Origin of the sequence: Mycobacterium sp. SMC-21, assembly GCF_045310825.1 — a bacterium.
Lineage (GTDB): Bacteria > Actinomycetota > Actinomycetes > Mycobacteriales > Mycobacteriaceae > Mycobacterium.
This window is the reverse complement of the sequence record NZ_JBJIAO010000013.1, coordinates 88,938-110,266: the sequence shown is the minus strand read 5'-3', so window position 1 is coordinate 110,266 and position 21,329 is coordinate 88,938. Positions and strand designations below refer to the sequence as shown.

At 69.0% G+C, this 21,329-nt stretch carries 18 protein-coding genes; 8 read left to right on the top strand and 10 right to left on the bottom strand.

Annotation, left to right across the window (positions count from 1 at the left end):
• Nucleotides 1-26 precede the first annotated feature (26 nt).
• Nucleotides 27-719: an NrtR DNA-binding winged helix domain-containing protein gene (locus tag ACJH6H_RS15335; protein WP_305798837.1), complete on the top strand. Its 693-nt coding sequence runs from the start codon at nucleotides 27-29 to the stop codon at nucleotides 717-719.
• A gap of 91 nt (nucleotides 720-810) precedes the next feature.
• Nucleotides 811-2,139, top strand: a complete 1,329-nt coding sequence (locus ACJH6H_RS15330) for a lipase family protein (protein ID WP_406775214.1) — start codon at nucleotides 811-813, stop codon at nucleotides 2,137-2,139.
• Here the strand turns inward: ACJH6H_RS15330 and ACJH6H_RS15325 are convergent.
• Genes ACJH6H_RS15325 through bioB form a run of 3 tightly spaced genes read right to left on the bottom strand, consistent with a single transcriptional unit; the run spans nucleotide 2,096 to nucleotide 4,022 of the window.
• Nucleotides 2,096-2,767 carry a DUF2567 domain-containing protein gene (locus tag ACJH6H_RS15325; RefSeq protein ID WP_212813938.1) on the bottom strand — a complete coding sequence of 224 codons (672 nt, stop codon included), beginning with the start codon at nucleotides 2,765-2,767 and terminating at the stop codon, nucleotides 2,096-2,098. The genes ACJH6H_RS15330 and ACJH6H_RS15325 overlap by 44 nt on opposite strands.
• Nucleotides 2,764-3,003, bottom strand: coding sequence for a hypothetical protein (locus tag ACJH6H_RS15320; protein WP_020103208.1), 240 nt, complete (start codon nucleotides 3,001-3,003; stop codon nucleotides 2,764-2,766). The genes ACJH6H_RS15325 and ACJH6H_RS15320 overlap by 4 nt, the downstream gene beginning before the upstream one ends.
• Before the next feature lie 11 nt (nucleotides 3,004-3,014).
• Nucleotides 3,015-4,022 (bottom strand): biotin synthase BioB, encoded by a 1,008-nt coding sequence (gene bioB, locus ACJH6H_RS15315; protein ID WP_020103207.1) that lies wholly within the window; start codon nucleotides 4,020-4,022, stop codon nucleotides 3,015-3,017.
• Nucleotides 4,023-4,083: 61 nt separating this feature from the next.
• Between bioB and ACJH6H_RS15310 the strand changes: the two genes are divergently transcribed.
• Nucleotides 4,084-4,671 (top strand): TetR family transcriptional regulator, encoded by a 588-nt coding sequence (locus ACJH6H_RS15310; protein WP_406775213.1) that lies wholly within the window; start codon nucleotides 4,084-4,086, stop codon nucleotides 4,669-4,671.
• Nucleotides 4,672-4,872: 201 nt separating this feature from the next.
• Here the strand turns inward: ACJH6H_RS15310 and ACJH6H_RS15305 are convergent, their stop codons facing one another.
• The 4 genes from ACJH6H_RS15305 to ACJH6H_RS15290 are packed head-to-tail and all read right to left on the bottom strand — an operon-like array spanning nucleotide 4,873 to nucleotide 8,546.
• Nucleotides 4,873-5,382 (bottom strand): 2'-5' RNA ligase family protein, encoded by a 510-nt coding sequence (locus tag ACJH6H_RS15305; protein ID WP_406775212.1) that lies wholly within the window; start codon nucleotides 5,380-5,382, stop codon nucleotides 4,873-4,875.
• A gap of 1 nt (nucleotide 5,383) precedes the next feature.
• The gene (bioD, locus tag ACJH6H_RS15300) at nucleotides 5,384-6,076 is read right to left on the bottom strand and encodes a dethiobiotin synthase (RefSeq protein WP_406775211.1); all 693 of its coding nucleotides are present in this window, start codon (nucleotides 6,074-6,076) and stop codon (nucleotides 5,384-5,386) included.
• Nucleotides 6,073-7,215 (bottom strand): 8-amino-7-oxononanoate synthase, encoded by a 1,143-nt coding sequence (locus ACJH6H_RS15295; RefSeq protein ID WP_406775210.1) that lies wholly within the window; start codon nucleotides 7,213-7,215, stop codon nucleotides 6,073-6,075. The genes bioD and ACJH6H_RS15295 overlap by 4 nt, the downstream gene beginning before the upstream one ends.
• Before the next feature lie 38 nt (nucleotides 7,216-7,253).
• Nucleotides 7,254-8,546 carry an adenosylmethionine--8-amino-7-oxononanoate transaminase gene (locus ACJH6H_RS15290; protein WP_406775209.1) on the bottom strand — a complete coding sequence of 431 codons (1,293 nt, stop codon included), beginning with the start codon at nucleotides 8,544-8,546 and terminating at the stop codon, nucleotides 7,254-7,256.
• 112 nt (nucleotides 8,547-8,658) lie between these two features.
• Here ACJH6H_RS15290 and ACJH6H_RS15285 point away from each other — a divergent pair, with 112 nt between their 5' ends.
• From ACJH6H_RS15285 to treZ, 4 genes are read left to right on the top strand one after another with little or no spacing between them, the layout of a single operon-like run.
• Nucleotides 8,659-10,812, top strand: coding sequence for an acyltransferase family protein (locus ACJH6H_RS15285; RefSeq protein ID WP_346416722.1), 2,154 nt, complete (start codon nucleotides 8,659-8,661; stop codon nucleotides 10,810-10,812).
• Between the two features lie 9 nt (nucleotides 10,813-10,821).
• Nucleotides 10,822-12,945, top strand: a complete 2,124-nt coding sequence (gene glgX / locus ACJH6H_RS15280; protein ID WP_406775208.1) for a glycogen debranching protein GlgX — start codon at nucleotides 10,822-10,824, stop codon at nucleotides 12,943-12,945.
• Nucleotides 12,945-15,218: a malto-oligosyltrehalose synthase gene (gene treY, locus ACJH6H_RS15275; RefSeq protein WP_406775207.1), complete on the top strand. Its 2,274-nt coding sequence runs from the start codon at nucleotides 12,945-12,947 to the stop codon at nucleotides 15,216-15,218. The genes glgX and treY overlap by 1 nt, the downstream gene beginning before the upstream one ends.
• Nucleotides 15,211-16,929 (top strand): malto-oligosyltrehalose trehalohydrolase, encoded by a 1,719-nt coding sequence (gene treZ / locus ACJH6H_RS15270; protein WP_406775206.1) that lies wholly within the window; start codon nucleotides 15,211-15,213, stop codon nucleotides 16,927-16,929. The genes treY and treZ overlap by 8 nt, the downstream gene beginning before the upstream one ends.
• Here the strand turns inward: treZ and ilvA are convergent.
• On the bottom strand, nucleotides 16,926-18,209 hold the full coding sequence (ilvA, locus tag ACJH6H_RS15265) for a threonine ammonia-lyase IlvA (RefSeq protein WP_212813916.1): 1,284 nt from the start codon (nucleotides 18,207-18,209) through the stop codon (nucleotides 16,926-16,928). The genes treZ and ilvA overlap by 4 nt on opposite strands.
• A gap of 36 nt (nucleotides 18,210-18,245) precedes the next feature.
• Here ilvA and ACJH6H_RS15260 point away from each other — a divergent pair, with 36 nt between their 5' ends.
• Complete coding sequence (locus ACJH6H_RS15260; RefSeq protein ID WP_244872863.1) at nucleotides 18,246-18,989, top strand: hypothetical protein; 744 nt, start codon at nucleotides 18,246-18,248, stop codon at nucleotides 18,987-18,989.
• Between the two features lie 18 nt (nucleotides 18,990-19,007).
• Here ACJH6H_RS15260 and ACJH6H_RS15255 read toward each other — a convergent pair whose 3' ends face one another.
• Both ACJH6H_RS15255 and ACJH6H_RS15250 read right to left on the bottom strand, forming a co-directional pair.
• Nucleotides 19,008-19,859, bottom strand: coding sequence for a patatin-like phospholipase family protein (locus ACJH6H_RS15255; protein WP_406775205.1), 852 nt, complete (start codon nucleotides 19,857-19,859; stop codon nucleotides 19,008-19,010).
• On the bottom strand, nucleotides 19,856-21,316 hold the full coding sequence (locus ACJH6H_RS15250; protein ID WP_406775204.1) for an ATP-binding protein: 1,461 nt from the start codon (nucleotides 21,314-21,316) through the stop codon (nucleotides 19,856-19,858). The genes ACJH6H_RS15255 and ACJH6H_RS15250 overlap by 4 nt, the downstream gene beginning before the upstream one ends.
• Nucleotides 21,317-21,329: the final 13 nt, after the last annotated feature.

Sequence of the window (21,329 nt, the reverse complement as noted above, 5' to 3'; positions counted from 1 at the left end):
CACGTTTTCGACTTAAAATCGAAAACGTGACGGATGTGGGTACTGCGCATGAAGTGCTCGCCGTCGTCTTCCAGGTGCGCGACCTGGACAGCAAGAGGCCGCAGCTCAGCGTGCTGCTCTGGGAGCGCGCCATGGAGCCGCAACGCGGCGCGTGGTCCCTGCCCGGCGGTCAGCTGCGGCACGACGAAGACATGGTCAGTTCCGTCCGGCGTCAGCTCGCCGAGAAGGTCGACCTGCGCGAACTGACGCACCTCGAGCAGCTCGCGGTCTTCTCCGAGCCCAAGCGCGTGCCCGGGCCGCGCACCATCGCGTCGACCTTCCTGGGCCTGGTGCCCTCCCCCGCCACACCGGAACTGCCGGGCGACACGCGCTGGCATCCAGTGTCAGCGCTGCCACCCATGGCCTTCGACCACGGCCCGATGATCACGCACGCGCACGCCCGGCTGGTCGCCAAGATGTCGTACACCAACATCGGATTCGCCTTGGCGCCAAAGGAATTCACCCTCACCACCCTGCGGGACATCTACGCCGCCACGCTGGGCCACCAGGTCGACCCGACCAATCTGCAGCGCGTGCTGGCCCGCCGCGGCGTCATCACCCCGACCGGCACGACGGCCCGTTCCGGCCGCAGCGGCGGCCGACCGGCCGCGCTGTACCGGTTCACCGACTCGACATACCGCGTCACCGACGAGTTCGCCGCGCTACGCCCACCTAGTTAGTCGCCCTACGCACCGTGACGTAGGTCACTTTCCGGCCACATTTCGCGAGCCGGAATTGGTTTTTAAGGGTTCCTTAAGACATGATTTCCCGATGACCATGGGCAATGCAGCCAGGGCGTTCGACGCCGAGTGGATCGGCCAGCCGTACCACGAGGAACTCCAGTCCGGCATCCGCCCGCTGCGGCCCAGCGACGACGCGTTCTACGTGCCGCCCGTCGGCTTCGAACTCACCGCACCCGGCACCGTCCTGCGGTCCCGCGACGTCGAGCTCGGATTCATGGGCGTCATCCCCCAGGGCGTCACCGCCACCCAGCTGCTGTACCGCAGCACCGACCTGAGCGGCAGCGCGCAGGCCGCCGTGACCACCGTCCTGCTGCCCGTCGGCCACAACGCCGACACGCGCTGCCCCATCGTGTCGTACCAGTGCGCCATCGACGCCGTCTCCGACGCCTGCTTCCCGTCCTACGCCCTCCGCCGCCGCGCCCGCGCCCTCGGCTCGGTCGCGCAGCTCGAGTACATGCTCGTCGCCGCGGTCCTGGCGCAGGGCTGGGCGGTGTCCATCCCGGACCACGAAGGCACCGACGGCATCTGGGGCGCGCCGCACGAGCCCGGGTACCACATCCTCGACGGCCTGCGCGCCGCCATCAACACCGAATCACTCGGCCTGCACGCCGACGCGCCGATCGGCCTGTGGGGCTACTCGGGCGGTGGCCTCGCCAGCGCCTGGGCCGCGGAGGAATACGCCAACTACGCGCCCGAGCTCAACGTCGTCGGCGCTGCCCTCGGCTCGCCGGTCGGTGACCTGGCCGAGGTGTTCCGCCAGCTCAACGGCACTTCCAAAGCCGGCCTGCCCGCCACGGTGATCGCCGCCCTCATGCACATCTACCCCGGCCTCCAGCGCGTCATCCATGAGCACGCGACCGAGGCCGGCAAGGCCATGCTGCGCAACATCGAGGGCATGACCACCGGCGAGGCGGTGCTGCGGCACGCCGGACTCGACTTCGACACCTTGCTGAAGTCGCCGCTGCAGGAGGTGCTCGACACTCCGGAGGTGCAGCACGTCTTCGAGAGCATCAAGCTCGGCAAGACCGCGCCCACCCCGCCGCTGCTGATCATGCAGGCCGTGTACGACCAGATCATCTCCGTCGGCAACATCGACGAGCTGACCGACACCTACGTCATGGGCGGCTCGCACGTGACCTACCACCGCGACATCCTCAGCGAGCACATCGCGCTGCACCCGCTGGCCGCGCCGATGACGCTGAACTGGCTCGCCGAACGGTTCGACGGCAAGCCGCTGGGCCCGACGGTGCGTACCTCGTGGCCGGCCCTGCTGAACCCGGCGACCTACCTCGGCCTGCTCAAGCTGGGCGTCGTCAGCACGAAGGTTCTGCTGGGACTTCCGATTGGGCGTCGGTAGCCACCGGAGCGGCGGCGGCCGGTAGCCGGACCGGCGCCGGCTCCACCGGCGGCCAGGCGCCCAGATCGTCGCGCTTGGTCGCCAGCGTGCAGAACAGGTAGACCAGCGCGGCGATGCCGGCCGGGAAGATCAGCGTCGTGGCGATGACCCACGGCGAGTGGCCGAAGAACACCGGCGGCGCCTCGACGAGGTAACCCACCCGATGCTCGGGAGACAACGGCGCGCCCGCGAGATCCGGTGTCCCGTAACGCCAATGCGCGACGACAGCGCCCACGCCCGTGAGCGCGCCCGCGGCAGCCACATTGCCGAGCGCCAGCGCGCCGGCCAGCAGCGGCCCGCGATGCGCGCGCCACTGCCACACCAATGTCGCGGCCACGACGGCGATCACCGTCAGCAGACCGACCGCCAACGCACCGCCCAGGAACACCCGGTCCGATTCGTCACCGAAGTAGCCGTGAATGCGCTGACCTTTCTTGGTCAGCGCAACGACGGCGTCGACCGGCGGCGCGAGAAAGGCCCACACCACGCCGCCGAGCGCACCGGTCAGCGCCAGGCCGATGACGACCCGCAGCGCCGCGGCGCGATGCGAAAGCGTTGGCGCCGAGGCTGTTTCAGCGGGCTGAGTCACCGTTGAGTTTCCAGGTCCTTCGAGTCCACCACCCCGTGCCGCGAGCACTTGGCCCACCAACCGTCGGGGCGCACCTGCACCACCATGCGTCGGCCGCATTCGGCGCACCAGCGGGGCGCCTCCAGACCGAGCTGAGCCGTGGTCGGCATGACGGCGCCGTCGACGGCATCCGCCGCGACCCCGGTGTACACGTTGAACTTGCCGGCACTGACGGGTGCGGGCAATTCTCTGGTCATCACGTCTAGTTCTACAGGGTGGCGTTCAGAGCCTTGATCGGCATCTGCAGATCGTCCAGCAGTTCCAGGTCCGACTCGGCCGGGCGACCCAGCGTCGTCAGGTAGTTGCCGACGATGACGGCGTTGATGCCGCCCAGGATGCCCTGCTTGGCGCCCAGGTCGCCGAGGGTGATCTCGCGGCCGCCGGCGAAGCGCAGCATGGTGCGCGGCATGGCCAGACGGAACGCGGCGACGGCGCGCAGCGCGTCGGCGGCCGGCAGCACCTCGAGGTCACCGAACGGGGTGCCCGGGCGCGGGTTCAGGAAGTTCAGCGGGACCTCGTGCGGGTTCAGCTCCGCGAGGTTCGCGGCGAACTCGGCACGCTGCTCCAGCGTCTCGCCCATGCCGAGGATGCCGCCGCAGCAGACCTCCATGCCGGCTTCGCGGACCATCTCCAGCGTCTTCCAGCGCTCTTCCCAGGTGTGGGTCGTGACGACGTTGGGGAAGTACGACTTCGAGGTCTCCAGGTTGTGGTTGTAGCGGTGCACACCCATGGCCTTGAGGCGGTCGACCTGCTCCTGATCGAGCATGCCCAGCGAGCACGCGATCTGGATGTCGACCTCGTTGCGGATGGCCTCGATGCCGGCGGCCACCTGGGCCAGCAGCCGCTCGTCGGGCCCGCGCACCGCGGCGACGATGCAGAACTCGGTGGCACCGGTCTTGGCGGTCTGCTTCGCGGCTTCGACGAGGCTCGGGACGTCCAGCCAGGCGCTGCGCACCGGGGAGGCGAACAGACCCGACTGCGAGCAGAAGTGGCAGTCCTCCGGGCAACCGCCGGTCTTGAGGCTGATGATGCCCTCGACCTCGACCTCGGGGCCACACCACTTCATGCGCACCTCGTGCGCGAGGGCCAGCAGGTCCTCCAGTCGGTCGTCGGGCAGCTGCAGAACCTCGAGCACCTGCTCCTGGCTCAGGCCTTCGCCACGCTCGAGCACCTGCTCGCGGGCTACACCCAAAACATCGGTCGCGGCCTGAGTCATCGGCACTCCTTACTTCAGGCCGACTGCGGCCTACAACTTGAACGGTGTTTAGGATACAGACGTGCAACTGCACCGAAGCGACGTGGTGGCCAAGGCCGCCGAAATCCTGGACAACTACGGGATCGCCGACCTGACCATGCGCAGGCTGGCTCGTGAACTGAGCGTCAGCCCTGGCGCTCTGTACTGGCATTTCGCCGACAAGCAGGAGCTGCTGGGCGCCGTCGCCGACCGCCTGCTGGCCACCGCGGCGACCGTTCCGGCCGGCGGCGAATGGCCGGACCGCATCGTCGGCCTGTGTTCGGCGCTGCGCGACGCACTGCTGTCGGCGACCGACGGCGCAGAGCTGGTCTCGGCCAGTTTCTCCGCCGGTCGATCAGCCGAGCTGAGCCGCATCGTGGCGGCCCTCACCGACGCCTGTGTCGAATCGGGGCTCACGGCGCACGACGCCGACCTCGCCGCGCGCACCATCGTCTACTACGTGCTGGGCTTCACCGCCGACGAGCAGTCCCGCATCCAGTGGGACGCGGCGGGTGCCACGGTGGCCGACAGCGACACGGTGTGGTCCGAAAATGCCGGTGGCCGTTTCACTTTCGGCCTCGGCCTGCTCGTCGACGGGCTCGCGGCCCACGCCATCAGCCGCCGCGGCTGAGGCGGGCTGTCGGGGTCACTCCCACTCCCGGACCGCAACGAATCCCGTTGGAAAGTACGTGATTTCAATCGACGGGCGATCCACCGGGGGTCACTGAACTCAGGGACGTCTGACGCACACAAACTGTCCCTGGCTTCAGCCAAAGTGGCGGCAACCGCCTCGTGCTTGACGTCACGCACGTTTCCGGCCGGCATGGGCACGTCAGCCGAGCAGAATCTCCGTGCGGGTGTCACCGTTCCACAGCCGCAGTCGGGTCGCGGTGGCGCTGATCTCGGCCGGCCGGCCGGCGACACCGAGCGCCCGGGCAAGCCGGTCCGGCGGGATGCGACGCGCCAGGGTGACGTGCGGTGTCCAGTCACCCGGCTCGGTGTGCGGCATGGGGCCCGGCCGTAGATACGGCGCGGCGAGCGCACAGACCTCGGCGTGCAGGTCGAGCAGGTCAGCGCTGGGCACCACGAGACGGGCCAGAACTCCGGCGGAGCGGCCGAACACCAGCGTGGCGCCGAGACGGGCCCGGAACGGGAACCTCCCGGCGACACCGGCCAACGCCGGCACCACCGCTTCGTCGATCCGCTGGGCGACACACAACGTGGCGTGCGGACGGGCGGCGGGCGGCTGAGCGGCGATCCCCACCGCATGCAGGTCGTCCCACGCGCGCCTGATCACGGCCTCGGTGTCGAGGTCGAACAGCAGCTCGACCGAGTGCACCATGTCAGCCGACCAGGCTCGAAACCCATTGTGGATCAAACGCTTTCGCGCTCACGGCAGCGAACTCCCCGGGCGCCAACCGGCCTGCGCCGGCGGGCAGCACGGCGCGCACCGGCGCGATGTCCTCGAGCGCACCCCGGTTGGACGATTCCGCGAGCCCCGGCTCCTGCGGCCAACTGCCGATCACCAGTCCGGCGCACGCGATGCCGTGTGCGGCAAGCGACTCGACGGTCAGACCGGTGTGGTTGAGGGTGCCCAGGCCCGGTGCGACGACGACCAGGACCGCGGCCCCCAGTTCGACGGCCAGGTCGCGCAACGTCGTGCCGTCGGCACCGAGTTGGACGAGCAGTCCCCCGGCGCCCTCGACGAGGGTCAGCTGACGGGGCCGGTCGACGTTGCGGACCAGAGCGACCAGCTCGTCGCGCGTCGGCAGCTCCATGCCGGCCAATTCGGCGGCCGCGACGGGCGCGAGCGGTTCGGGATAGCGCCAGCCCGGCACGAGCGACGTGACGTCGGCCAGGCGACCCACCTCGGCCAGATCGTCATCGCCGTGGCCGGCGGCCGGCGAGATGCCGGTCTGCACCGCCTTGCACACCGCGACGTCCAGACCGGCCTGGCGGGCGGCACTGGCCAGCGCCGCGGTGGCGATGGTCTTGCCGACGCCGGTGTCGGTCCCGGCGACCAGCAGCAGCGTCACGACTGCACCAGCGCGAGCACCTCGCCGAGCACCCGCCCGGCCAAATCCAGTTCGGTGTCGTCGAGCGATGCGCGCGCCGTCAGGCGCAGGCGCGAGGTGCCGGCCGGCACCGACGGGGGCCGGAAGCAGCCGACCCGGACCCCGCGGTCCAGGCATGCCGACGCCGCGGCCAGCGCGACCTCGGGGTCACCCAGGATCACCGAGACGACGGCCGAATCGGGCGTGTGAACGGCGCCGCCGAACCGGGCCAGCGTCGCGGCGTGCGTCAGCACGGCCTGCGCCCGCCAGGGCTCGGCGATGAGGACGTGCAGCGCGGCCTGGGCGGCGCCGACGGCGGCCGGAGCCAGACCGGTGTCGAAGATGAACGTGCGCGCGGCATCGATGAGGTGCGCCCGCACCGCGGCGGGCCCGAGCACCGCGCCACCCTGGCTGCCCAGCGACTTGGACAGCGTCGTCGTCACCACGATGTCGGGCTCGCCGGCCAGGCCGACCTCGTGCACCAGGCCGCGGCCGCCCGTGCCGCGCACGCCGAGACCGTGGGCCTCGTCGACGATCAGCAGCGCGCCGTGCCGTCGGCAGACCTCATGCAGGGCACGCAAGGGTGCGAGGGCACCGTCGGTGGAGAACACCGAATCGGTGATCACGACGGCCCGCTCCTCGGACCGGCTCACCAGCGCGGTCTCGACGGCGCCGACGTCGTTGTGCGGGGACACCACCACACGGGCTCGGGACAGCCGACAGGCGTCCACGAGTGAGGCGTGGCTGTAGGCGTCGGAGACGACCAGTGCGCCCGGCCCCGACAGCGCCGCCACCGCCGCGATGTTGGCGGTGTAGCCGGACGAGAACACCAGCGCCGACTCGGCGCCCATGAAGCCGGCCAGCTCGGCCTCGAACTCCTCGTGCAGTTCGGTGTTGCCGGTGACCAGGCGCGATCCGCCGGAACCCGCGCCCCAGGTGTGCAGCGCCGTCACGCCGCCCGCGATGACGTCGGGATGCTGCGTCAGACCGAGATAGTCGTTGGACGCCAGGTCCAGTTCGGTGGCCACCGCGGGCCGGACCCGCAGCGACCGGCGCAGCCCCGCGGCCCGGCGCTGGCGTTCGACCTCGGCGAGCCAGGCCAGCGGCGAGTGATCGGTCATCGGCGCGCTCTCCTGACTCCAGTGCAATTGAACGGTGTTCAGGTTAACGCACGGGCAACGGCGACCACAGCAGAGGTGACCTGGTCGATCTCGTCGGACGTGCAGATGAACGGCGGCATCACGTACAGCAGCTTGCCGAAGGGCCGCAGCCACACACCGTGCTCGATCGCGGTGACCGTGGCCAGCGGCATGTTCACCGGCTCGCGCATCTCGACGACGCCGATGGCGCCCAACACGCGCACGTCGGCGACAGACGGCAGGTCGGCGGCCGGTGCCAGACCGCGCCGCAGCCCGTCCGCGATGGTCGCCACGCGCGTCTTCCAGTCCTCGCTCAACAGCAGCTCGACCGCCGCCACCGACACCGCGCACGCCAACGCGTTGGCCATGAACGTCGGCCCGTGCATGAGTGCGCCCGGCTCGCCCGCGCTGATCACCCGCGCGATCTCGGCGGTGCACAGCGTCGCTGCCAGCGTCACATAACCACCGGTCAGCGCCTTGCCGACACACATGATGTCGGGGCTGACGCCCGCGTGGTCCGCGGCGAACAGCTCACCCGTCCGCCCGAAACCGGTCGCGATCTCGTCGAAGATCAGCAGCACGTCGTGCCGGGTGCAGATGTCGCGCAACGCCGTCAGGTACCGCGGGTCGTGGAACCGCATGCCGCCGGCGCCCTGGACGACGGGCTCGACGATGACGGCTGCGAGCTCATCCACATGGGCGGCCAGCTGGGCCTCGAAGGCCTCGACGTAGGCCGGGTCGAATTCCGTGGGCACCCGCGGCGCGAAGATCTGCGGCATCAGGACATCGGTCCAGATCGAGTGCATGCCGCCGTCGGGGTCGCAGACGCTCATCGGGGTGAAGGTGTCGCCGTGGTAGCCCCCGCGCCACGTCATCAGCTTGTGCCGGCCGGGACGGCCGCGGCTGCGCTGGTACTGCAGCGCCATCTTCGCGGCGACCTCGACGGAGACCGAACCGGAGTCCGAGAAGAACACCGTGTCGAGACCGGCCGGGGTGATCTCGACGAGCAGCTGCGCCAGGCGCGCCGCGGGCTCATGGGTGAGGCCGCCGAACATGACGTGGTTCATGCGGCTCAACTGCCGGGTGATCGCGGCGTCGAGCACCGGATGCCCGTGCCCGTGCACCGCCGTCCACCACGAGCTCATCGCGTCGATGACCTGCACCGGCCGGCCCTCGTGGATGAGGGTCAGCATGATGCCGTGCGCCTCGGTGGCAACCACCGCCGGCAAAGCCTCGGCGCCGATGGTGCTGTACGGATGCCAGATGTGGGCGGTGTCGATCGCCGAGATTTCGGCAGGGTTCAGCGCTGGCACGAGGACCGAGCCTAATCGCCCGCCGAGCACGTCGAAACGGGCGTGCTCAGCACGCGGGCGACTCGCCATTACATGAACGTGGCCTGGATCTTGGGTAGATTGACATCCGACCATGACGACTCTTGCAGCACCGCGGCCGGCGTCGCAGCCCGGGTCGGGCAACGCCGCGCGCGTCACCGACAGCGGTGCGGACGCCACGGCGGGCAATGCGCCGAGCGCGTTCTACCGCCACGACCTGGACGGCCTGCGCGGCATCGCCATCGCCATGGTCGCGGCCTTTCACGTGTGGTTCGGCCGCGTCTCCGGCGGTGTCGACGTCTTCCTCGCGCTGTCCGGCTTCTTCTTCGGCGGCAAACTCCTGCGGATCGCGCTGACCCCGGACGCGCCGCTGTCCCCCGGTCCGCAGCTGCGCCGCCTGGTCCGTCGCCTGCTGCCGGCACTGATCGTCGTGCTCGCCGCGGGCGCCGTGCTGACCATCGCGATCCAGCCCCAGACCCGCTGGGAGACGTTCGCCGACCAGAGCCTGGCCAGCCTGGGCTACTACCAGAACTGGGAACTCGCCGAGACCGCGTCGAACTACCTGCGCGCCGGCGAATCCGTCAGCCCGCTGCAGCACCTCTGGTCGATGTCGGTGCAGGGCCAGTTCTACGTCGCGTTCCTGGCGCTGATCTTCGGCTTCGCCTACCTGTTCCGGCGCCGGCTCGGCGACCGGCTCCGGCCGGCCTTCATCGCGCTGCTCAGCGTGCTGACCGTCGCGTCGTTCGTCTACGCGATCTTCGCGCACCAGGCCGACCAGGTCAGCGCCTACTACGACAGCTTCGCCCGGGCCTGGGAGCTGCTGCTCGGCGCTCTCGTCGGCGCGCTGGTGCCGTCCGTCCGGTGGCCGATGTGGCTGCGCAACGTGGTGTCGGCCGTCGCGCTGGCGGCCATCCTGTCGTGCGGCGCCCTGATCGACGGCGTGCGGGAATTCCCCGGCCCGTGGGCGCTGGTTCCGGTCGGCGCGACCATGCTTTTCATCCTCAGTGCCGCAAATCACACCGAGCGGCTGCCGGCGCCGAACCGGCTCCTGGCCACCGGCCCGTTCCTGTCGCTGGGCACCATGGCGTACTCGCTGTATCTCTGGCACTGGCCGCTGCTGATCTTCTGGCTGGCCTACAGCGGCCACAGCCGGGCCCATTTCGTCGACGGCACCGCCGTGCTACTCGTCTCCGGGGTGCTGGCGTGGCTCACCACCCGCTACGTGGAGAACCCGCTGCGCCGGCCGTCGACGGCGGGTTCACCCGGACTCGCCGGGCTGCGGCGGCCCACCGCGGTGCTGGGGACGCTTGTCGCGGTGATGGGTGTGACGCTCACCGCGACGGCCTTCACCTGGCGCGAACACATGAACATCGAGCGGGCCAACGGCAAGGAACTCGCCACGCTCAACCCCGTCGACTACCCGGGAGCGCGCTCGCTGCTGCGGCACCTGAAGGTGCCCAAACTGCCCTTCCGCCCGACGGTGCTCGAGGCCAAGGACGACGTGCCGGCCACAACCGCAGACAGCTGTATCGCCGACTTCGACGACCTGTCGATCCGCAACTGCTCGTACGGCGACACCGCGGCCACCCGCACCGTGGCGCTGGCCGGCGGCTCGCACGCCGAACACTGGATCACGGCACTGGACCTGCTCGGCAAGCGGTATCACTTCAAGGTCGTCACCTATCTGAAGATGGGCTGCCCACTGTCGACCGAGCAGAACCCACTGGTGATGGGCGACAACCGGCCATACCCGAAGTGCTACGAGTGGAACGAACTCGTCATGCCGAAGCTGGTGGCCGACCACCCGAGCTTCGTCTTCACCACCTCGACACGCCCCTGGAACATCAAGTCCGGTGACGTGATGCCCGGCACGTACATCGGTATCTGGCAGCGCCTGTCCGATGCGAACATCCCGATTCTGGCCATGCGTGACACTCCGTGGCTGGTCCGGGACGGTAAGCCGTTCTTCCCGGCCGACTGCCTTGCCAGCGGCGGCAATTCGACGTCCTGCGGCATCGCCCGCTCCGAGGTACTGTCCGACCACAACCCGACCCTCGATTTCGTCGCGCAGTTCCCACTGTTGAAACCGCTCGACATGAGTGACGCGGTGTGCCGCCCTGACATCTGCCGCGCTGTGGAGGGAAATGTGTTGCTGTACCACGACTCTCATCACCTGTCCGCCACCTACATGCGCACCATGACCGCCGAACTCGGCCGCCAGGTCGGGGCTGCCACCGGCTGGTGGTGAGCTGCCTTCATGGTTGTTGGCGTCTGGCCGGGTAGCGCCTATCCCCTCGGTGCGACCTACGACGGTTCCGGCACCAATTTCTCGGTGTTCTCGGAGGTCGCCGAGCGCGTCGAGCTGTGCCTGATCGCGAAGGACGGCACCGAGGAACGCGTCAACCTCGACGAGGTCGACAGCTACGTGTGGCACTGCTACCTGCCGGCCGTGACGCCCGGGCAGCGCTACGGATTCCGGGTGTACGGGCCGTGGGACCCCGCGAACGGACACCGCTGCGATCCGAGCAAGCTGCTGCTCGACCCCTACGGCAAGTCCTTCCACGGCGACTTCGACTTCGGCCAGGCGCTGTACTCGTACGATCTGGCCGAGCCGTCGGCCACCGGCGAACCCGCAGGCGTTGATTCGCTGGGGCACACCATGACCAGCGTGGTGATCAACCCGTTCTTCAACTGGGACAACGACCGGCTGCCGCGGACGCCGTACCACGAGACGGTGATCTACGAGGCCCACGTCAAGGGCATGACGCAGACGCACCCGGCGATCCCCGAGGAACTGCGCGGCACCTACGCGGGACTCGCCCACCCGGCGATCATCGAGCATCTGCGGTCGCTCGGCGTCACCGCCATCGAGCTGATGCCGGTGCACCAGTTCCTGCACGACCACCGGCTACTGGACCTCGGGCTGCGAAACTACTGGGGCTACAACACGTTCGGCTTCTTCGCGCCGCACTACCAGTACTCGTGGAACCAGCATGCCGGCAGCGCCGTCGCCGAGTTCAAGACCATGGTGAAGTCGTTCCACGAAGCCGGCATCGAAGTCATTCTCGACGTGGTCTACAACCACACCGCCGAAGGCAACCACCTCGGCCCCACGCTGAACTTCCGCGGCATCGACAACGCCGCCTACTACCGGCTCGATGACGACGACCTCTCGCTCTACAAGGACTTCACCGGCACCGGCAACAGCCTCAACGCCCGCCACCCCCACACCCTGCAGCTGATCATGGATTCGCTGCGGTACTGGGTACTGGAGATGCACGTCGACGGCTTCCGATTCGACCTCGCCTCCACGCTGGCCCGGGAGTTCTACGACGTGGACCGCCTCTCGGCGTTTTTCGATCTCGTGCAACAGGATCCGGTGATCAGCCAGGTAAAACTGATCGCCGAGCCGTGGGATGTCGGCGAGGGCGGCTACCAGGTCGGCAACTTCCCAGGTTTGTGGACCGAGTGGAACGGGAAATACCGCGACACTGTGCGCGACTATTGGCGGGGCGAGCCCGCGACCCTGGGCGAGTTCGCCTCGCGGCTGACCGGTTCCTCGGACCTGTACGAGGCGACCGGCCGGCGGCCGAGCGCGAGCATCAACTTCGTCACCTGCCACGACGGCTTCACGCTGACCGACCTGGTGTCCTACAACGAGAAGCACAACGAGGCCAACGGCGAGGACAACCGGGACGGCGAGAGCCACAACCGCTCCTGGAACTGCGGCGTCGAAGGCCCGACCGACGACCCCGAGATCCTCGAGCTCCGGGAGCGGCAGCGCCGCAACATCTTCGCGACGCTGATGCTGTCGCAGGGCACCCCGATGATCAGTCACGGCGACGAGATCGGGCGCACCCAGCAGGGCAACAACAACGTCTACTGCCAGGACAACCCACTGTCGTGGATGGACTGGACCATGTGCGAGACCAACGCGGCACTGCTGGAATTCACCCGCACCGTGGTGGCGTTCCGGCGCAAGCACCCGGTGTTCCGGCGCCGCCGGTTCCTGGCCGGGCAACCGGTGCGCAGCACCGGGCAGGTGCGCGACATCGCCTGGCTGACCCCCGCGGGCGACGAGATGACGCTCGAGGACTGGGATTCCGGCTTCGGCAAGAGCATCACGGTGTTCCTCAACGGCGACGCGATACCCGAACCCAACGCCCGCGGTGAACGGGTCACCGACGACTCGTTCCTGCTGTGCTTCAACGCCCACGACGAGGCACTCGATTTCGTGGTTCCCGGCGCGGACTACGGAGCGAGCTGGGCGGCGGCGCTGGACACCGCGGACCCACACGGCCACACCGAACTGGTGGCCGCCGCCGGTGAGACGATCTCCCTGCAGGCCCGTTCACTACTGGTGTTGCGTAAGACGGCGTGATGACAGTGCCGGTCTCGCCCGTAGTCGCCACGTACCGGCTGCAGATGCGCAGCGACGGAATGACTTTCGACGAGGCGGTGGCGCTACTGCCCTACCTCGACGATCTCGGCGTCTCGCACCTGTATCTCTCGCCGGTCCTGACCGCCGTGACCGGCTCGACGCACGGCTACGACGTCACCGACCCCACCGCGGTGTCGGCGGAACTCGGCGGGCCAGAGGGCTTTTCCCGGCTGTCCGCCGCGGCGCGGGCGCGCGGCATGGGGCTCGTCATCGACATCGTGCCGAACCACGTCGGCGTCGAACAGCCCGAGCAGAATCCATGGTGGTGGGACGTCCTGACCCACGGCCAGGCATCGCGCTTCGCCCGGTACTTCGACATCGACTGGGACCTGGACCCCGACGGCCGAATCGTGTTGCCGGTGCTGGGTTCCGACTCTGACGTCGACGATCTCGCCGTCGACGGTGACGTGCTGCGGCTGGGTGACCGGACCTGGCCGATCCGTCCCGGCACCGGCGCGGGCACATCCGCCGAGGTCTATTCCAGGCAGGCCTACCGGCTGACGGGCTGGCAGTCCGGCTCCTGTGGCTACCGGCGGTTCTTCTCCATCACCTCGCTGGCGGCGGTGCGCCAAGAGGACCTCGACGTGTTCGACGCCAGCCACGCCGAGATCGGGCGCTGGTTCCGCGAGCACCTGGTGGACGGGCTGCGGGTCGACCACATCGACGGGTTGACCGATCCCGCAGGCTATCTCGCCCGGCTGCGCGAACTGGCCGGAGACGACGCCTGGATCGTCGCCGAGAAGATCCTGGCCGCCGACGAGCCGCTGGACCCCGGCCTGCCCATCGCGGGCACCACCGGCTATGACGCGCTTCGGGAGATCGGCGGACTCTTCGTCGACCCCGACGGGGCCGCCACGCTCACCGAGCTGGCCCGCGAAACCCGTTCCGATGCCGGGGAACTCAAGATCAAGGTCGCCACCGAGACGCTGGCGAGCGAACTGGCCCGGCTGCATCGCGCGATCGTGCGGGCAGCCGGGGCCGACGATCCGGCCCTACCGACTGCCATCGCCCAACTGGTCAGCCGCGTCGGCGTGTATCGCACCGACTATCGGGTGCTGTCCGCGGTCCTGCCCGAGGCCATCAACGAAACCATCGAAGCGGCACCAGAACTGGCATCGGCTCTGCAACTGGTCGTCACCGCACTCGAGCAGCCCGAACCGGCGGCGCGGTTGCAGCAGTTGTGCGGTGCGACAACGGCCAAGGCGATCGAGGACACCCTGTTCTACCGCGACGCTCGGCTGGTGTCGCTGAACGAGGTCGGTGGCACACCGGAACGATTCGGGATGAGCACGGCCGAGTTTCACCAGCGCGCCGCCGCGCGCGCCCGCGACTGGCCGACGACCATGGTGACGCTGTCCACCCACGACACCAAACGCGGCGAGGATGTGCGGGCCCGCATCACGGTGCTGTCCCAGTGCGCGGAGCCATGGGCCCAGCGCGTGAACCGCTGGAACACGGTGTGCGTGCCGCCGGACGAGGGCACCGGATTGTTCCTGTGGCAGAACATCATCGGCGTGTGGCCTGCCGCCGGCGAAGTCGGAGACACCGTCCGCGCGCGGCTGCACTCCTATGCCGAGAAGGCGATCCGCGAAGCCGAGCTGCACACCAATTGGGAACAGCCGGACCGGGAGTTCGAAGATGCTGTCCACGACTGGATCGATGCGCTGATCGACGGGCCGATAGCGGGCGAGGTCACCACGTTCGTCGGCCAGCTGGACGAGGCCGCGCGTTGCGACGCCGTCGCGCAGAAGCTGCTCGCGCTGACGGTGCCGGGCGTCCCCGACATCTACCAGGGCACCGAACTCTTCGACGACAGCCTGGTGGACCCCGACAATCGCCGTCCGGTGGATTTCGCTCTCCGACGGAGTGAGCTCGACACCTTGCACCACCCCAAGATTCGGGTCGTCGCGGCAGCGTTGCGGTCACGCCGGGAGCGGCCGGCGACGTACCTGTCGGGCGAGTACACGCCCGTCACCGCCGACGGTCCCGCCGCCGACCACGTGATCGCGTTCCAGCGGGGTACCGATGTCCTGGTTGTCGTCCCCCGCTGGACACTGAAGCTCGACGAATCCGACTGCACCGAAACCACTCTCGCACTGCCCGCCGGCGACTGGACCGACCGGCTGACCGGCCGCACCTGGTCGGGCACCGTCACCGCCGACGCACTGTTCGCCGAACTGCCGGGCGTACTTCTGGAGAAAGCCCGTGGCTGACCACGAATTCTCGGTCTGGGCGCCCACGCCCGACAACGTGACTCTCGACGCCGACGGGGGTCGCTACCCCATGACCCGCTCCGAGGACGGGTGGTGGCGCGTCACCGTCGACGTGCCGGCCGACGCCCGGTACGGCTTCGTCGTCGACGACTCCGAACCGCTGCCCGACCCCCGCTCGCCGCGGCAACCCGATGGCGTACACGGACTTTCACAGCTGTGGACGTCCGCGCCGCCGGCCCCCTGGCCCGGCCGCACCATCGACGGCACGGTGATCTACGAACTGCACGTCGGCACGTTCACCCCGGCCGGCACGTTCGACGCCGCCATTGAACGGCTGGACCACCTCGTCGACCTCGGCGTGGACTTCGTCGAACTCATGCCGGTCAACGCCTTCAGCGGCAGTCACGGCTGGGGCTACGACGGCGTGCTGTGGTACGCCGTGCACGAACCCTATGGCGGCCCTTCGGGTCTCGTGCGCTTCGTCGACGCCTGCCACCAGCGGGGCCTGGGCGTGCTGCTCGACGCGGTGTTCAATCACCTCGGCCCATCGGGGAATTACCTACCCAAGTTCGGGCCGTACCTGACCGTGGGCCGGACGCCGTGGGGCGAGGCGATCAACATCGCCGCCGCCGACTCCGATCCGGTGCGCCGGTACATCATCGACTGCGCCCTGCGCTGGATGCGGGACTTCGGCATCGACGGCCTGCGGCTGGATGCGGTACACGCGCTGGTCGACACCACAGCCGTTCACCTGCTGGAAGAGCTGGCCGCCGAAACCGATGCGCTGGCAACCGAACTCGGCCGCCCACTGGCACTGATCGCCGAAAGCGACCTCAACGACCCGCGGCTGATCACCCCGCGGGACCAGGGCGGCTACGGACTCGCCGCCCAGTGGGACGACGACATCCACCACGCCATCCACACCGCGGTGTCCGGAGAACGACAGGGCTACTACGCCGATTTCGGGTCGATGCAGACGCTCGCCACCACCCTGTCCCGCGGCTTCTTCCACGCCGGCACCTACTCGTCGTTCCGGCGCCGGCGCCACGGCCGGGCGCTGGACACCACGAGCATTCCGGCCACCCGGCTGCTGGCCTACACCTGCACGCACGACCAGGTGGGCAACCGGGCGATCGGTGACCGCCCGTCGCAGAACCTCGACTTCGGGCAGCTGGCGGTCAAGGCCGCGCTGGTCCTCGGATCGCCCTATACGGCAATGCTTTTCATGGGCGAGGAGTGGGGCGCGTCGACACCGTTCCAGTTCTTCAGTTCACATCCCGAACCCGAACTCGCGCGCGCGACGGCCGAGGGTCGCAAGGCCGAGTTCGCCGATCACGGCTGGGCCGCCGACGACATCCCCGATCCGCAGGATCCGGCGACGTTTCAGCGTTCCAAACTCGACTGGGACGAGGTCGGCACGGGCGAGCACGCCCGCCTGCTGCAGCTCTACCGCGACCTGATCACGTTGCGGCGCAACGAACCCGACTTCGCCGACCCGTGGCTGGACCACCTGCGCGTCGAGTTCGACGAGGCCGACCGCTGGATCGTGATGCATCGTGGTGCGTTCGCCGTGGCGTGCAACCTCGGCGAACAGCCCGTCGCCGTACCCGTCACCGGCGAGTCGGTCCTGTCCTCGGCCGAGCCTCAGATCGGGACAACCGCCACGACACTGCCCGGCCACAGCTTCGCGGTCCTCCGTCGACGCCCCTAGGTCAGGTAACGGTAAGCCGGTGACCCCGGCTCCAACGGCTCCACGTGGATGCCCGAATTGTGCATCCGCTCGAGCAGTCCGTCGAAGTTGGCGGCCGACCCGAGTTCGATGCCGACGAGCGCCGCGCCGGTCTCCCGGTTGTTGCGCTTGACGTATTCGAACAGGGTGATGTCGTCGTTGGGCCCGAGCACCTCGTCCAGGAACCGCCGTAGCGCGCCGGGCTCCTGCGGGAAGTCCACGAGGAAGTAGTGCTTGAGCCCCAGGTGCACCAGTGACCGCTCGAGCACCTCGCCGTAGCGCGAGACGTCGTTGTTGCCACCGGAGATCAGGCACACGACCGTCGAGCCGGCCTCGACACCGTTCTCCATCAACGCCGCCACGGACAGCGCGCCCGCGGGCTCGGCGATGATGCCCTCGTTCTGGTACAGGTCGAGCATCGCGGTGCACACCGCGCCTTCGTCGACGGTCGTCACCGACACCATGTCGCCGGCCGCGGCGAGCGCCGCGTAGGTCAGCTCCCCGGCCCGGGCCACCGCCGCGCCGTCGACGAACTGGTCGACGTGCTCCAGCGTGACCGGCTCGCCCTTGGCCAGCGCCGCGATCATCGACGCCGCACCGGCGGGCTCGGCGCCGAGCACGGCGGTCGCCTTGGTGTGCGCGGTCAGGTAGGTGGTGATGCCGCTGATGCAGCCGCCACCCCCGACCGGCACGATCACCAGGTCGGGCTCGCCGTCCAGTTGCTCGAGGATCTCCACGGCGATGGTGCCCTGCCCGGCCATGGTGCGCAGGTCGTCGTACGGCGGGACCAGCGTGGCCCCCGTCCGGGCGACGTCCTCGAGCGCGGCTTCGGCGGCCAGGTCGTAGGTGGCGCCGCCGACGATCAGCTCGATGAAGTCACCGCCGTGGTAGCGGATGCGGTCCCGCTTCTGTTTGGGGGTCTTGGCCGGGACGTAGACGCGGCCGTGCACACCCATCGAGCGGCAGGCCAGCGCGAAACCCTGGGCGTGGTTGCCCGCCGACGAGCACACCACGCCGGCGGCCTTCTCCTCGTCGGAGAGCTGCATCAGCAGGTTGTAGGCACCGCGCAGCTTGTACGAGCGCACCGCCTGCAGGTCCTCACGCTTGAGGTACACCTGGGCGCCGGTCAGCGCCGACAGCCGATCGCTGTACTGCAGCGGGGTGCGGGTGACCACCGAGGAAATTCGCCGGGCAGCCGCATCGATGTCGGCCGCGGCAAGCGGCGACGTCCTGTGGGTTCCCTGGCTCAGCTCGGCAGACACCGTCTAATGGTGTCATCTCGGTGCAAAACTGAGCGCATGGACCCCACTCCAGAACCCTTGCCGCCGGCGGTCAGGACCTTCGTCGAGCGCACCCACCGCCTGACGAGCAGCGCGGAACACCACGTGCCGTCCTGGCTGCGGCCCGGCGCGCCCGAGAACCGGCTGCCGGTGATCGCCGCCATCCTCGGCGCGGTCCTGCTGCAATGGTCCGTCCCCGAGCAGTACACGGTGGTGCCCCGCTGGCCGCTGATCGGCCTGGAGCTCCTGCTCGTGGTCGTGCTGCTGATCATCAACCCGGTGCGGATGTCGCGTGAGACCACCGTCGGCAAGTGGGCGATGTGGCTGCTGACGGCGGCCATCACCGCCGACAACACGACGTCGGCGATCGTCCTCGACGTCCACATCCTGTCCGGTCAGGTCTCCAACAATGCCGGGCTGTTGTTGGGCAGCGGCGCGGCGATCTTCATCACCAACGTCATCGTGTTCGGCATCTGGTTCTGGGAGCTGGACCGCGGTGGGCCGTTCGCCCGGCGGTCCGGCGACGACCCGTACCCGGACTTCCAGTTTCCCCAGATGAGCGATCCGCAGAACGCCGAACCTGGTTGGCGCCCAACATTTGTCGACTACCTGTACGTGAGCTACACCAACGTCGTGGCGTTCTCGCCCACCGACACCATGCCGCTGTCCCGGTGGGCCAAGATGATGATGACGCTGCAGTCGCTGGTCTCGATCTCGACGACCGCGCTCGTCATCGCGCGTGCGGTCAACGTGCTCAAGTAGGGCCCCGGCACGGTGCATTCAGCCGCAGTCGCGGTGCGGCTCCAGCAGTTCGGCCTGCCCCACCTCGGGGCGGGTGGTCGGCAGCCAGTGCCGCGTCGACTCGAGCGACCGTTCGATGAGTTCACCCGAGCGGGAGAAGTCGATCGGCGACACCCGCACCGGACACAACGGCGGCACCACATGCAGTTCGACCAATGCCTCGAACCGCTCGACGTCCGTCGCCAGCCGCCGGTTGATCGCCAGCGTGAACGCGTGCATCGCCATCGCCAGCGCCGCCCGGGGCGGTTGTGGCATGGCGCACGAGTAACCCGTCGGCAGCACCCACACCTCGGTCGCGCCCAGTTCCACCGCATAGGACAGCGGTGTGTTGTTCACCACGCCACCGTCGACCAGATCGCGTCCGCCGATCCGCACCGGCGGCAGGACCGCCGGGATGGCGGCGCTGGCGACGATCGCGTCTACGGCGTCGCCCGACGACAGGAGGACGTCCTGCCCGGAGAGCACGTCGGTGGCCACCACGTGCAGCGGCGTCGGCGCGTCCTGCAGCCGGCGGAACCGCAGATTCTGCCGCAGCAGGGTGCGGATCCCGATGTCGGAGACCAGATGCGGCCGGCGCCCGAGGAACCCCAGCAGTCCCATACTCGGGCTGGTCGGGAACACTTTGCGGCGCGACAGCGTCCGCCAGAGGTCGGCCAGCGCCAGGGCACCGTCGTGGTCGGACCGCCCGGCGATCCAGCCGCCGTTGAGGGCACCGACGGAGGTGCCGACGATCAGATCCGGCTTGATGCCGGCCTCGGCGAGCCCCAGCAGCATGCCGACCTGGATGGACCCCAGGCTGCCACCGCCGGACAGCACGAACGCCGTCGTCATGGTCCCTCTCCGTCCTCCGGCGCGGGTCGTAACGGAAGCCGCACGACGAACGTGGTGTCGCCCGGTTGTGAGGCCACGAACAGCTCCCCGCGGTGCCGGTCGACGACGATCTGCCGGGCCAGGTGCAGGCCCAGGCCGGTCCCTTCGCCGAGCGGTTTCGTGGTGAAGAACGGGTCGAAAATGCGCCCGCGGATGTCGGCCGGAATCCCGCTGCCGGTGTCACTGATCTCAATCCGGACCGCATCGTCCTCGAATCGGCTGCGCACCGTGAGTCTGCCCGAGCCGGCCGGCCGCATGGCGGCGATGGCGTTCTCGATGAGGTGCGTCCACACCTGATTGAGTTCGGCTGGATAGCAGAGCAATTCGGGTATCGACGGGCCGAAGTCCGTGATCACCTCGACCGCTGTGCCCGCGCCGATCCGCCCGGCGAACATCCGCAGGGTACTGGTCAGAAGCGCGTCGACGTCGGCGAACTGGAACGGCGCGCTGTTCAGCTGGGTGTACTGCTTGACGTCGGCGACCAGGCCGGAAATCCGTTGGGCCGCCTCATGAATCTGATGCGTCAACAGTTCGGTTTCGACCCGATGCCGCAGCCACGCCACCGCACGCGGCAACCAGTCCGGTCGTTGGCCGGCCGGCACCAGCTGTTCGAGCCAGTCGCAATCCAGTCCGGCCTCGACGAACGTCGGCGCCATGTCCCAGGCGTCCGTTATGCCCTGGCTGGACAACCAGTCCCCGACCTCGTCCTCGAGGTCGCTGGCCTGCATCGCCGACAGCGGCCGGGCCGACACAGCAGCGACCTTCGCGATCACGTCGGTCTGCGCACCGACCAGGAAAGCCGTTGCCGCGCTGCCGAATTCGCCGTTCATCAGGGGTACCAGGAGAGCATCCAGCCGGCTGCGCAGGTCGGTTGCGGCGCGGACGACGGCCGCCACCGGGTTGTTGAGTTCGTGCGTCAGTCCGGCCGACAGCTGTCCGAGCGCCAGCATCCGGTCCCGTTCGTCGGCGACGCGGTGCTGCTTCTCCGCGGTCTCCGCCAGTCCATCGATGAGATGAACAGCCATCGGAAACTGGGTCTTGACGAAATCGCCGAATTCGTCGGCGGGCATGACGAAGAAGCGCGTCCGCCGGGTGGCCCGCACCGAGAACCGGTTCCGGCCGTGCCCGACGGGGCTGAACGCCGACCGGGCACCGAAGTAGACGCCGGGCTGCGACGTTCGGTCGATCTCCAGTTCCCGGCCGCCGGCGCGCTTCGAGAGCACCAACTCGCCGTCGATCAGGACCCGCAGCGGCGTGACGGGGTCGCCTTCGGTGATGACCGGGCCCGGGCCGAAGACCTCGACATGACCGGCGCGACAGAGCTGCGCCAACTGCTCGTCCGACAACGACTCGAAAAGGAACAGTGCCTTCAGTTCCTCGGGTAGGCACTCCTGCAGGTCATCACCGACGTCTGTCACGCCGACACACTAA

Excerpts from the sequence above, each read along its gene's own strand:
- ACJH6H_RS15295 (WP_406775210.1), bottom strand. The coding sequence starts at position 7,215 with ATGACCGATCACTCGCCGCTGGCCTGGCTCGCCGAGGTCGAACGCCAG.
- ACJH6H_RS15260 (WP_244872863.1), top strand. The coding sequence starts at position 18,246 with ATGGACCCCACTCCAGAACCCTTGCCGCCGGCGGTCAGGACCTTCGTC.
- ACJH6H_RS15305 (WP_406775212.1), bottom strand. The coding sequence starts at position 5,382 with ATGGTGCACTCGGTCGAGCTGCTGTTCGACCTCGACACCGAGGCCGTG.
- ACJH6H_RS15320 (WP_020103208.1), bottom strand. The coding sequence starts at position 3,003 with ATGACCAGAGAATTGCCCGCACCCGTCAGTGCCGGCAAGTTCAACGTG.
- ACJH6H_RS15255 (WP_406775205.1), bottom strand. The coding sequence starts at position 19,859 with ATGACGACGGCGTTCGTGCTGTCCGGCGGTGGCAGCCTGGGGTCCATC.
- treY (WP_406775207.1), top strand. The coding sequence starts at position 12,945 with ATGACAGTGCCGGTCTCGCCCGTAGTCGCCACGTACCGGCTGCAGATG.
- glgX (WP_406775208.1), top strand. The coding sequence starts at position 10,822 with ATGGTTGTTGGCGTCTGGCCGGGTAGCGCCTATCCCCTCGGTGCGACC.
- ACJH6H_RS15330 (WP_406775214.1), top strand. The coding sequence starts at position 811 with ATGACCATGGGCAATGCAGCCAGGGCGTTCGACGCCGAGTGGATCGGC.
- ACJH6H_RS15285 (WP_346416722.1), top strand. The coding sequence starts at position 8,659 with ATGACGACTCTTGCAGCACCGCGGCCGGCGTCGCAGCCCGGGTCGGGC.
- bioB (WP_020103207.1), bottom strand. The coding sequence starts at position 4,022 with ATGACTCAGGCCGCGACCGATGTTTTGGGTGTAGCCCGCGAGCAGGTG.